This is a genomic window from Pelagimonas sp., from assembly GCF_050633425.1.
GTDB lineage: Bacteria > Pseudomonadota > Alphaproteobacteria > Rhodobacterales > Rhodobacteraceae > Pelagimonas.
The window spans coordinates 212,306-223,860 of the sequence record NZ_JBOEGM010000008.1; the positions used below are offsets into that span (position 1 = coordinate 212,306).

The 11,555-nt window shown below is 56.8% G+C and carries 15 protein-coding genes; 2 read left to right on the forward strand and 13 right to left on the reverse strand.

From position 1 onward, the window contains the following. Positions 1–4 precede the first annotated feature (4 nt). From lexA to ACRBB0_RS06570, 7 genes are all read right to left on the reverse strand, one after another. Positions 5–700: a transcriptional repressor LexA gene (gene lexA / locus ACRBB0_RS06540; RefSeq protein WP_431373603.1), complete on the reverse strand. Its 696-nt coding sequence runs from the start codon at positions 698–700 to the stop codon at positions 5–7. A 91-nt stretch (positions 701–791) separates the two neighbouring features. After that, positions 792–1,955: a molybdopterin molybdotransferase MoeA gene (locus ACRBB0_RS06545; protein ID WP_431373604.1), complete on the reverse strand. Its 1,164-nt coding sequence runs from the start codon at positions 1,953–1,955 to the stop codon at positions 792–794. Between the two features lie 43 nt (positions 1,956–1,998). After that, complete coding sequence (gene moaC / locus ACRBB0_RS06550; RefSeq protein ID WP_431373605.1) at positions 1,999–2,472, reverse strand: cyclic pyranopterin monophosphate synthase MoaC; 474 nt, start codon at positions 2,470–2,472, stop codon at positions 1,999–2,001. Positions 2,473–2,483: 11 nt separating this feature from the next. After that, entirely contained in the window at positions 2,484–3,287 is an 804-nt protein-coding gene (gene trpC / locus ACRBB0_RS06555; protein WP_431373606.1) for an indole-3-glycerol phosphate synthase TrpC, read from the reverse strand. Beyond that, positions 3,284–3,931 carry a uracil-DNA glycosylase gene (locus tag ACRBB0_RS06560; protein WP_431373607.1) on the reverse strand — a complete coding sequence of 216 codons (648 nt, stop codon included), beginning with the start codon at positions 3,929–3,931 and terminating at the stop codon, positions 3,284–3,286. Before ACRBB0_RS06560 ends, trpC begins: the two co-directional genes overlap by 4 nt. A gap of 66 nt (positions 3,932–3,997) precedes the next feature. Further along, complete coding sequence (gene trpD, locus ACRBB0_RS06565; RefSeq protein WP_431373608.1) at positions 3,998–5,017, reverse strand: anthranilate phosphoribosyltransferase; 1,020 nt, start codon at positions 5,015–5,017, stop codon at positions 3,998–4,000. Further along, the gene (locus ACRBB0_RS06570) at positions 5,014–5,595 is read right to left on the reverse strand and encodes an anthranilate synthase component II (RefSeq protein WP_431373609.1); all 582 of its coding nucleotides are present in this window, start codon (positions 5,593–5,595) and stop codon (positions 5,014–5,016) included. Before ACRBB0_RS06570 ends, trpD begins: the two co-directional genes overlap by 4 nt. 155 nt (positions 5,596–5,750) lie before the next feature. Here ACRBB0_RS06570 and ACRBB0_RS06575 point away from each other — a divergent pair, with 155 nt between their 5' ends. Further along, a complete protein-coding gene (locus tag ACRBB0_RS06575) occupies positions 5,751–7,379 on the forward strand; it encodes a divergent polysaccharide deacetylase family protein (RefSeq protein WP_431373610.1) in 1,629 nt (542 codons plus the stop codon). A 163-nt stretch (positions 7,380–7,542) separates the two neighbouring features. On the opposite strand, the gene ACRBB0_RS06580 is transcribed toward ACRBB0_RS06575, so the two are convergent. From ACRBB0_RS06580 to ACRBB0_RS06605, 6 genes are all read right to left on the reverse strand, one after another. Beyond that, positions 7,543–7,917, reverse strand: coding sequence for a hypothetical protein (locus ACRBB0_RS06580; protein ID WP_431373611.1), 375 nt, complete (start codon positions 7,915–7,917; stop codon positions 7,543–7,545). A gap of 120 nt (positions 7,918–8,037) precedes the next feature. Beyond that, entirely contained in the window at positions 8,038–8,679 is a 642-nt protein-coding gene (locus ACRBB0_RS06585; RefSeq protein ID WP_431373612.1) for a DUF1638 domain-containing protein, read from the reverse strand. Further along, complete coding sequence (locus ACRBB0_RS06590) at positions 8,663–8,836, reverse strand: hypothetical protein (RefSeq protein WP_431373613.1); 174 nt, start codon at positions 8,834–8,836, stop codon at positions 8,663–8,665. The genes ACRBB0_RS06585 and ACRBB0_RS06590 overlap by 17 nt, the downstream gene beginning before the upstream one ends. A gap of 69 nt (positions 8,837–8,905) precedes the next feature. After that, complete coding sequence (locus tag ACRBB0_RS06595) at positions 8,906–9,241, reverse strand: YbjQ family protein (protein WP_431373614.1); 336 nt, start codon at positions 9,239–9,241, stop codon at positions 8,906–8,908. Positions 9,242–9,243: 2 nt separating this feature from the next. Further along, positions 9,244–9,459, reverse strand: coding sequence for a hypothetical protein (locus tag ACRBB0_RS06600; protein WP_431373615.1), 216 nt, complete (start codon positions 9,457–9,459; stop codon positions 9,244–9,246). A gap of 106 nt (positions 9,460–9,565) precedes the next feature. Then, a complete protein-coding gene (locus tag ACRBB0_RS06605) occupies positions 9,566–10,270 on the reverse strand; it encodes a corrinoid protein (RefSeq protein ID WP_431373616.1) in 705 nt (234 codons plus the stop codon). Positions 10,271–10,453: 183 nt separating this feature from the next. Here ACRBB0_RS06605 and ACRBB0_RS06610 point away from each other — a divergent pair, with 183 nt between their 5' ends. Next, the gene (locus ACRBB0_RS06610; RefSeq protein WP_431373617.1) at positions 10,454–11,539 is read left to right on the forward strand and encodes a PA0069 family radical SAM protein; all 1,086 of its coding nucleotides are present in this window, start codon (positions 10,454–10,456) and stop codon (positions 11,537–11,539) included. Positions 11,540–11,555: the final 16 nt, after the last annotated feature.

Consider the following 11,555-nt stretch of genomic DNA (forward strand, 5'->3'; position numbering starts at 1 on the left):
GGCGTTAATAGGTGCGGATCAGACCAACCAATCGGCCCTGAACGCTGACTGCGCCTTCGGGTAGGACCCGTGGTTCATAGGCTGGGTTTGCCGCCTCAAGAACGATCATCCCGCCGCGACGGCGAAACCGTTTGAGCGTCGCTTCGTAGCCTTCAACTTGGGCCACAACAATGTCGCCCTCAGCGGCATCACTGCTTTCACGGATGACCACCACGTCGCCGTCATTGATCCCGGCGTCGATCATGGAATCACCTTTGACTTCAAGCGCATAATGCTTGCCTGCACCCTGCACCATCTGGCCGGGAACCATCACACCGGGGGGGGTATCATTGATTGCCTCAATCGGGCGGCCAGCGGCAATTTTGCCCACCAGCGGAAGTTCCGCAATTGCGCCCTTCGCAATTTGCATCGCCCCAGAAGGCGCGACATCCGGGCGATCCCCATCAATCACTTGTGGTCGGAAGCCCGCCGGAGCGCCGCCCAGACTTTCGGGGAGTTTGACAATCTCGATAGCGCGGGCCCGATGTGCAAGGCGGCGGATAAATCCACGCTCTTCCAGTGCAGTAATCAGGCGGTGAATTCCAGATTTGGACCGTAAATCCAGCGCATCCTTCATTTCATCAAAGCTTGGCGGGACGCCATCTTTGAGCATGCGCTTGTTAATAAAGTCCAAAAGGTCCAATTGCTTTTTTGTCAGCATGGTTTGCTCCCAACCTCGTGTCAGGTTTTGTTCTACCCCTGTTCTCGTTTTGTGTCAACGGATCTGTGGATAATTCAACCGATGCGATCAATCAAAGCGGTATGTAGTCGACCTTTTCGCCAACGGATCGGGGGGGATCATGTGGCGCACGCACCAACAAGGCATTGGATGCGCCAAGGACGCTGAGCAGGCTGGAATCCTGACGCTCAAAAGCGGTCAAACCCTCTGGGGTGACATCGGCACGCATGTAATGTTCACGCGGTCCGTTCGAGACAAGAGGCGCGGCCAGTTGTGCGCTATAACGAAGGGCTGGTTGATGCCCCAACCCCTGCATGGCGCGGACCACCGGGGCAACAAAGACATGCCCGCACACCATCGCCGACACCGGATTTCCCGGTAGCCCCATCATCATAGCGTCGCCTAAACGCCCGGACATCAAAGGTTTTCCGGGGCGCATGGCGACTTTGTAAAAGGCGCGTTCCATCCCCAAATCGCCGGCGACCTTGGCAACCAGATCGTGATCCCCGACCGAAGCTCCGCCGATAGTGATCACCAGATCGGCATCATCCACAAGATCAAAAACCGCGCGCAAGGAAGGCTCGTTGTCGCGTGCAATCGGCAATAAACGCGGCATCGCTCCAAGATTGCGCAGCATTGCGTGCAGACCAAAGGTGTTAGAGGCAATGATTTGGTCTGGCCCAGGGTTTTCGCCAGGCATGACCAATTCGTCTCCGGTCGATATCAGCGCAACCTTGGGTTGGCGGGCCACGGTGACCGTCGGGATATTCATTGCCGCTAGTAAAGCCACATCATTTGCCGTCAATCGGCGCGGGCTGCTGATGGTTTGGCCATCTTTGAAATCGCCACCAGCGGGGCGGATATTGTCGCCAGTCCCGAGGTCATTAATAGTGATGTGATCGCCATCTCGCGTGACGTTTTCCTGTATCGTGACATGAGTGATGTTTTCGGGGACAGGCGCGCCAGTAAAGATGCGGATGCAGGTTCCCGGTGTGACTTCGCCGTCAAATCTGTGACCCGCTGCCGCTTCTCCGATCACCTCAAGCTTTTGGCCGACGGTTGGGTCGATCGTGCCATAGCCATCCATCGCCGAGGCGGCAAAGGGCGGTTGATCGCGACGGGCACGGACAGGCGCAACCATCACCCGACCAGCGGCGTCAATGAGCGGTATTTCCTCAGACCCCAACGGGTTTGCCAAAGCAAAGAGGTGGTCAAGCGCGTCTGAAACGGAAATCATATTGCTGCCTTTCGATGGGCCATCTGGTAAGATCGGAAGGAGGCTAAGCCTCGTAACGACCTGATTTTCCGCCGTCTTTCAAGATCACACGTGTGCCGCCGATCTCCATTGCTTTGTCCACGGCTTTGACCATGTCGTAGACGGTCAACGCTGCCACAGAGACCGCAGTCAACGCTTCCATCTCGACCCCGGTTTGGCCCGTGGTCTTAACCGTTGCTTCAATGCGCAGGCCTGGCAGGTCTGGGTCTTGGGTCAGGTCGACCGACACTTTGGTGACAGGCAAAGGGTGGCAGAGTGGGATCAAATCCGGGGTCTTTTTCGCGCCCATAATCCCGGCCAAGCGGGCAATTCCGATGACGTCACCTTTCTTGGCGCGCCCTTCGGTGATCAGGGCAAAGGTTTCGGGAGCCATTTTGACCCAGCCTTCGGCGGTGGCCACACGCGACGTCACGGCTTTGTCAGAGACATCGACCATATGGGCATGGCCCTGATCGTTGAAATGGGTCAGATCGCTCATGTCTTATCCTTTTAGGCGGGAACCGGATTGGCCAACAGCGTTTGCGTCGCCGCGCGAACATCGTCTTGGCGCATCAGGCTTTCGCCGATCAAAAACGCGCGCGCACCATATCCGGCCATATCGGCCAAATCTTGCGATGTGTTTAGCCCGCTTTCCGAAATCAGGAAACGGCCCTTTGGTAGGCCTTTGGAGAGCTCGCGGGTTGTGTCAAGCGAGGTCTCAAATGTCTTGAGATTGCGGTTATTCACGCCGATAAGCTTGGATTTCAGCTTCAATGCGCGCTCCAATTCCTCGGCATCATGCACTTCGATCAGCGCATCCATGCCCCAGCCAAAAGCCGCATCTTCCAGCTCGGCGGCCTGTGTGTCAGAGACAGAGGCCATGATGATCAATATGCAATCGGCAGTGAGCGCGCGGGCTTCGGCCACTTGGTAGGTGTCATACATAAAGTCTTTGCGCAGGGCTGGCATGTTGGTTGCGGCACGCGCGGCGACCAAAAAGTCCTTGGCACCCTGAAAAGAAGGAGTGTCGGTCAGAACGGACAAACAAGTCGCGCCGCCGTCCTCATAGGCTTTGGCAAGCGTTGCCGGTTCGAAATCGGCACGGATCAAACCCTTGGACGGAGAGGCTTTCTTGACTTCGGAAATCAGCCCGTAACCTGTTGCCGCAGCGTCGATCAAACGGGCTGCAAAAGGGCGCACCGGATCTGCGGCCTTGGCTGCTGCTTCGACCTCGGCCAGGGAGCGCGCGGCTTTGTCGGCGGCAACCTCTTCGAGCTTATAGGCTTTGATCTTGTCGAGAATGGTCGTCGTCATGCGTCTGTCCAGTTAACTTCGGTGTCCCCATTGGCTTTAAGCCACGCGTTGACCTTCGAAAAGGGCCGCGAGCCGAAAAAGCCACGCCGGGCGGAAAGCGGAGATGGGTGTGCGGTTTTTAGAATGAAGTGATGATCCCCGGAAATGTGCCGCTCAAAGCTCTGAGCGTGTTTGCCCCAGAGGATAAAGGCGCGCGGTTTTTCTGAGAGTTCCGCCAAAACCTGTTCCGTCAGTTTTGACCAGCCGAGCGATTGGTGGCCATTTGCCTCGCCCGCTGGCACCGTCAATGCCGAGTTGAGCAACAACACACCCTGCGCGGCCCAAGGGCGCAGGTCACCGGTGAGTGGTGCCGCGCCCAAATCGTCGATCATCTCTTTGTAAATATTGTTCAAACTGCGGGGGAGTTTGACGTCCGGCTCGACCGAAAAGGACAGGCCGTGGGCGTGTCCGGGGGTCGGGTAGGGGTCTTGGCCAAGGATGACAATGCGGGTCGTGTCGGGACAAGAGGCCTCTAGCGCTGCGAAAACCTGATGTTCAGGCGGTAAGATGTCCCGCCTGTCCAGAGCCAATTTGGCCTCAATCTCGGGCAAGTCTTGGGAAAAGAACGCCAAATGTGACCACGCGGCGGGAACAAAGAGTGACATGCCAAAATCCAATTTCCAAGACGCGCTCTGGTTCCGAAAGAGCGCGTCAATAAACGCGGCGGCGGGTTAGGCCGCCTGTGTCGCTTTCGCCAGGGCTTCGATTTTACCTTTGGCGGCACCGCTATCAATGCTTTCGCGCGCCATCTCCACACCGATGCGCAGGTCGCTTGCTTTGCCTGCGACTGTCAAAGCCGCAGCCGCATTTAGCAAAACTGCATCGCGATAGGCCGTTTGAGCCCCGTTCAACAAGGCCCGAAACGCCACCGCGTTTTCTTCGGGTGTGCCCCCAAGAATCTCTTCGAACGGATGAACAGGCAGTCCAGCGTCTTCGGGATGCAACTCGGCTTCGCGGATCGACCCATCTTCCTCAAGCGCTGCAATCCAGGAAATGCCGGAAATGGCCAATTCATCTGTCCCATCTGACCCATGTACCAGCCAAGCCCGTTCAGACCCGAGTTGCCCCAGCGTTTCGGCCATTGGCCGGATCAGATCGCGGGTAAAGGCCCCGGTGAGTTGGCGTTTCGCCCCAGCTGGGTTGGTCAGGGGACCAAGGATATTGAAAATCGTCCGCGTCCCAAGTTCCATGCGAACCGGCATCACGTGTTTCATCGCAGGGTGGTGCATCGGGGCCATCATGAAACAGATACCGACCTCAGCCAACGCCTTTTCCACCGCCTCGGCACCAATCATCACGTTGATGCCCATTTGCCCAAGCGCGTCAGCTGCGCCGGATTTGGATGACAAGTTGCGATTGCCATGTTTGGCCACAACCTGTCCGGCTCCAGCCACAACGAAAGCGGTTGCGGTGGAAATGTTCAAAGTGCCTTTGCCATCACCGCCGGTGCCGACGATGTCCATGGCCCCCTCGGGCGCGTGGACGGCATTGCATTTGGCGCGCATCACTGCGGCGGCGGCAGAGTATTCATCAACGGTTTCACCACGCGTGCGCAACGCCATCAAAAGTCCGGCGATCTGCGCCGGTGTTGCGTCGCCTTCGAACAGAACCGTAAAGGCTTGTTCTGCTTCGCTCCGGGTTAGAGAACGGTCAGCAGCGGCCCCGATCAGCGGTTTTAACAGGTCGCTCATGCCGGCACCTTTGTCAGATCAAGAAAGTTTTGCAGCATGTCATGGCCATGTTCAGACCGGATTGATTCTGGGTGGAATTGCACCCCTTGGATCGGCAGGCTTTCATGTTGCAGGCCCATGATTGTGCCGTCTTCAAGCTCGGCCGTGACCTGCAAGCAGGATGGCAAATCATCACGCCGCACGACCAAAGAATGATAACGCGTGCCAAGCAGAGGAGAAGGCAACCCCTTGAACACACCTTTGCCTTGATGCTGGATTTCACCCATTTTGCCATGCACAATTTCGTCATGTCGCACGACGCTGCCGCCAAAGGCCTGACCGATTGTTTGATGCCCCAAACAAACCCCCATCAGCGGTGTTTGGGTTTCGGCAGCGGCCTTGGTCAGCGCTAGACAAATACCGGCCTGATCAGGGTCACATGGCCCCGGAGACAGCAAAATCGACGTCGGTTTCAGCGCCATTGCCTCTTGGACAGTAAGCGCGTCATTGCGGTGAACAACAACATCAGCGCCCAATTCACCCAAATAGTGAACAAGGTTGTAGGTGAAGCTGTCATAGTTATCTATCAGAAGAAGCATGGGTATACGTTGTTATGGGTGGCGGCGGGCCGCATGGTCGCGGTATACATGCACAGGCAGTCAGACCCGCGTCAAGAGGCGCAGGGCATAGCAGACAGGTGCAGCGCGCAACGAGCGGTGCATGACGTGGGCAAGAAACGGGTGAGGAACGGCACATGGCACGGGGATTCTTGAGCGGCTCGATTTGGGGAGTGGTCCTATCGGGGGCCGCAGTTGGGACGTTATCGGTTGCCACAGGGCCGCTAAAGGATGGTTTCAAACCGGCACAAAATTCCAACCCGGCTCCGGCAATTGCCGAACCTGTTGCTGCCGATCCCGCCCCAAGCGCCCCCGCCGCACTTCCTCCCGCCACGCCAGCGCCAGCCACACCAGCGCCACAAGCGGCTGCCACATCTAAGCCGGAACCTGTCGCAGAGGCGGGTGCCCGAGACGAGATCACGGCGACTGCGACCCCGGTTGATCCCGCAAAACCCGGTCGCAGGCCACAATCCGAAACGGGCTTTGAGATGCCCCAAGCACCGGGTGGTGCCTTGGATGCGCCCGAAGCTCCTTTTTCTGTTGGGGCTGATACTGAATTGCCCAAACAGCCTGTTATTGGTGCCGCGCCTCAGGCACCAACCGCGGCCGAGCCAACTTCGGACGGCGCGCAAGTGGTTGTGGCAAGCGACGCCCCGGTGCAGCCGCTCGCCCAAGCAGAGGTGCCCGGCGCGCCGAAGCCTGAAGCATCGCTTGTGATTTCAACAGAACCTGCTCAGCCTCCTGTCCCGGCGCTTTCCAATGAAGAATCCGCTCTTGTCAGTGATGATCCGCAAGCTGAGCCAGCCATTGACGCGCCAGAGGCGGATATCGAAACCGCCCGTGTCACCGCGCCCGAAGCCCAAGAACCCGCGCCGGTCCAACCCAGCGTGCCGGAACCCAAGCCGGTCGTGACCGCCCAAGCCGATCCCGTGCAGCCAGAAACGGCTCAACCTCGTCCCAGAATTGGCAAACCTGCGGGGTCACTTATTGATCGTGACAACGGCGCAGCTTCGTCACGCTTTTCGCGTTTGGGGGCGGAGTCCAATGATGAAACCGTCGAAAAAGCGGATCCAAGCAACACGCCTTTGGTTCAATTCGCGGCCAAACCTGATCCGGCCCCAGCCGATGGGCAGCCGCGGATTTCGGTGATTTTGATTGACGACAAGGTTGATACGTGGGGCCCTGAAGCGTTGAAAACGTTGCCTATTCCGGTCAGTATCGCCATTCCACCATCCCACCCCGAAGCGGCGCAAACGGCTGCGGATTATCGTCGGCTTGGCTTTGAAGTCTTGGCGATGGCGGATATCCCAGAAGGGGCGCAACCCTCAGATGTTGAAGTCACGCTAAGCGGCACATTGCAGGCTGTTCCTGAGGCGGTTGCAGTTCTTGAAAACCCCGTAGGGGCAGGCGTGCAGTCCAGCCGGGCCGTGTCAAATCAAACCGCTGCTTATCTCGCAGCGAGCGGCCATGGATTGGTGATGATGCCCAAGGGCCTGAACACCGCCCAACAATTGGCGGCCAAAGCCGGCGTGCCCTCCGCCAGTCTTTTCCGGGATATGGATCGTGACAAACAAGACGCCGCAACCGTGCGCCGCGCCTTGGACCAAGCCGTGTTTCGCGCCAAACAGGAAGGGGCGGTGATCATGCTAGGGCGGTTGCATGCCAATACCTTGTCCGGGCTGATCCAATGGGGATTGCAGGACAAAAACGCCAGTATCGCGATTGTTCCAGTGTCGACTGTTCTGCAAGAGGCGCTTGAGAAGTAACCATTTGGTCTGACCTATTTCTGCCAAGACCTATCGCCGTCTTGGGCGCACAGTGCGCCGCACGGACAGGGCGACGCACGGATGCCCCATGTCGAGACTTGGCCCAGATCGGACTGAAGCTCGAGGTTGGTCAGGGCATCCCAAAATGTGCAGGATCAAAGGGTTATTGGACCGGCCACAAGATCGCATGCGCCACAAACATGCCGTTCATTTGATACCAATCGACCTTGAGCCGATGTCGATCATGTCGCGTCACGACAAACTTGAGTCCGACGTAACAGCGATCTTCGCCAACGGTCACATTTTCCCAACCGCGGATGATGTTTTGCGTGATGCTTTCGAATTGCCAAATCGCTTCGCAGCCATCCTCGGGGGTACGCACATGGGCGATGTCGGTTAGAAACTCAACGTAGATCGGCCATTCCTGACCTGACTCTAGGAAGCCCGTGCCCTCCCACAATCCACGGTTTTCCGACAGCAAATCCGCGCTCGCAGCTTGTCCAAAAAACAGAAACAATATCAATAGCAGTTTTTGCATGATGTATCCTCCTGCGGATAATTATGCCAAAAACTGAATGTTTTCGCGATGATGTGGGTCAAGGAAGGGCGTTTCCTTGTCGCCAGACAGCCAAAATCGTGCTCCGTTTAAAACACAACTCTATCGAGCGGCCCAGCTTTCGAGCGTTGTTTCCAGATCGCCATAACCTGTTTGACGATGCTCGAACAGGAGGCCCATGCGCGCGGCCTGTTGTTTTGCCAACACCACCAAATCAGGGTCATCTGTTTGCGCAAGATAGACCAGCTTTTCGTAATTGCCAAAATACATCGGCAACAACTCTGGGTGACGATCCAGACCCAATGGCTTCCAGACAAAGCTGTCGAACTGCCGAACCAAGAAATCGGTCAGGAAAAACGAGGTGACTTCGCCGCGATCTTCAAACGCCTTGAGACCGTCGAAAAAGGCGTAACAATGCGGTCCCTGGACCATTTCAACGCCTAATTCTTGACAGGCGGCCTGTAACAAGCCACCGGTCCCGCAATCGGCATAGACCACATAGATTTTGGCATAGGTGTCACGGTGTTTGGCAACAGCGTTGCGCACCGCATCGGTGATACGTTCCGGATGCACGTGCAATATCGCGGGAAGGCAGGTCAGATCCATGTGATCCCACCCGTTGCGCTGTTTCAAATCAAGGATTTCGCGCGCCAAAGCCCCGCAGGCCAATAGCAAAATCTGGCCGTTGCCAGAGGCCGCCAAACCAGCCGTCGTTAGTGTGTCGTCGTCAGCTGTGTTTGTCATCGAAGGGGACATGCGCCAATCCCCAACGGGCCAGCAACGCAACAATCAAGAGGACAGGTAGCACGTTCAAGGCCCCCCATGTCGACATGGCCAAGACAGTCACAGCAGCGGCGGCAATCACCACCACAAGCAAAAGCGCAAAAGATGTCACAGGCATTCGAGTCTCCTCCTCAGGTCAATATGTAACACTTGAGTGTAAAGAAAAAGACCGATTCTTCAGGGGGAACTATTTTTGGGTTTCGTCCATCGGGACGATGCGTACCGCGGTTCCATAGGCCACGATTTCAGAAGCCCCCTTGGCGATCGCTGAGGTTTGCAACCGCATAGAAACAATGGCGTTTGCCCCCAAACGTTCCGCGTCTTCGACCATGCGATCCAAGGCTTGTTCCCGCGCACCGGCCATAAGCGACGAATATCCGCCGAGTTCCCCTCCGACGATGGACTTGAGGCCGGCAACGATATCTGTTCCCACATGTTTTGCACGCACGGTGGCTCCGCGGACCATGCCCAAAGTCGCCACGGTTTTATGGCCAGCCACGTTTTCGGATGTGATGATCAGCATACTCAATACTCCACTTTGTCATAATGATCGTCGTCCGCACTGCGCAGACGTTCCTGGATCACTCTGTAAATTATGTAGCCCACCAGGCCAGCAGGGATAAGTGCAAGCCAGCCATAAGGCACAGAAATGGCTGTCAAAATAAGAGTGGTCAGCCAGAAGGTGGCCACGGTGCCAGCCAAACAACACACAAGAATTAAAACGAATTTATCTAAGGGCATCAAAATCTCCTACTCGTATCAGAAATATAAGGTCGGCCCCCTCGTGTTAAAAGACCCCAGCCAAAGCCGGGGTCCTGAAATCGTACTGGCAATGTCGTGGGCTGTCCTAGCCCGCCGCCAGTTGATTATGCTTGCGGGACATGTATTCCTTGGCGGTCTCCACAGCGACGGCGGCATCGCGGCAATAAGAATCGGCACCAATGGCTTTGCCGAACTCTTCGTTCAACGGCGCACCACCCACCAACACGACATAGTCATCGCGAATGCCCATCTCGACCATCGTGTCGATGACAACCTTCATGTAGGGCATCGTGGTGGTCAACAGGGCGGACATGCCCAGGATGTCGGCTTCTTCGGCTTTGATCGCATCGATATAGGCCTCAACCGCGTTGTTGATACCCAGATCAACAACCTCAAAACCCGCGCCTTCCATCATCATCGACACAAGGTTTTTGCCGATGTCGTGGATGTCGCCTTTGACAGTGCCGATCACCATTTTGCCCATGCGGGGCGCGCCGGTTTCCGCCAGCAATGGTTTGAGAATGGCCATGCCGCCTTTCATCGCGTTGGCTGCCAAAAGAACCTCGGGCACAAACAGAATACCATCGCGGAAGTCGGCCCCAACGATTGTCATACCACCAACCAAAGCTTCGGTTAGAATGCGGTAGGGTTCCCACTTGCGTTCCAGCAGAATGTTAACGGCCTCTTCGATCTCTTCCTTGAGACCATCGTAAAGGTCGTCGAACATTTGTTGGACAAGCTCTTCGTCGTTCAGTTCAGAGAGGATGATGTCGTCTTCTTCGTCGGACATGGGGCGTTTCCTTTGGTCTGGCAGGTCGCGGCTGCACGTAATCTTAAACGACTATTCTTCATTTTTCCCACAGGACAAATGGCAGATTGCGACATTGGGCAATCTGACAACGACCTTGGGGCCTTGATCGGGGTGTGGAATGGTGGGTTGTGATGTTTGTTCTTGGTGTGTTCTATTGGGCCCATGACTGAATCGCAACGCCCTGTTGACCCTGAACGCCGGAAAGGTCGCGCCGCTCTGAGCCGAGATTGCGGTCGATTTGAGCGCTTTTCCAAGGTGGATGAAGGGGATGGCTGGGACATCCCCGAAGAGCTGCCGGTGATCCGAACCGAGGTCCGCGACGAAAACCCGCGTAGTGTGATCAATTACGTGCGTTCGCCCGATCTGCCATTTGATCGGACGCTGAACCCGTATCGCGGTTGCGAACATGGCTGTATTTACTGTTTTGCCCGGCCAACCCACGCCTATTTGGGCATGTCGCCGGGGCTTGATTTCGAAACAAAACTGATCGCCCGACCGGATGCGCCCGCTGTTTTGGATCGCGAATTGCGCGCCAAGCGGTACAGTGTGGCACCGCTTGCGATTGGGACCAACACCGATCCCTATCAGCCGATTGAACGAGATCGCGGGATCATGCGCGCTTGTCTTGAGGTGTTGCGCGACTTTCATCACCCGGTTGCGATTGTCACCAAGGGCACCTTGATCGAGCGCGACATTGATATTCTCGCTGATATGGCGCGCAATGGTCTGGCGCGGGTCGGGATTTCGGTGACCACATTGGATGCTGATTTGTGCCGCAAGATGGAACCGCGCGCGCCGTCCCCGATGCGCCGTTTGCAAACCATTCGAAAACTGACCGAAGCAGGGGTTCCTGTGCGTATTATGGCCGCGCCAATGGTTCCCGCTCTGACCGACCCTGAGCTTGAAGCGATTTTGGAGGCGGGGCGCGATGCGGGGGCGGATGCCGCGAGCTGGATCATGCTCCGCTTGCCGTTGGAGGTCGCGCCGCTGTGGCAGGAATGGCTTGCTGCGCATTACCCGGATCGAGCCGGACGCATTATGAACCATCTGCGCGATATGCACGGGGGCGAGGTCTATTCTGCGCAATGGAACCGCCTCATGCGTGGGCAGGGACCTTATGCAGAATTGATCGCGCAAAGGTTTCACCGAGCGGTTCGCGCACTGGGGCTTGGAATTGAAGCCCCGCCTTTGCGTTGTGATATGTTTGCCCCGCCTTTGCGCCGCGGTGATCAGATGAGCCTGTTCTGAGGCTTGCCCATCAAAT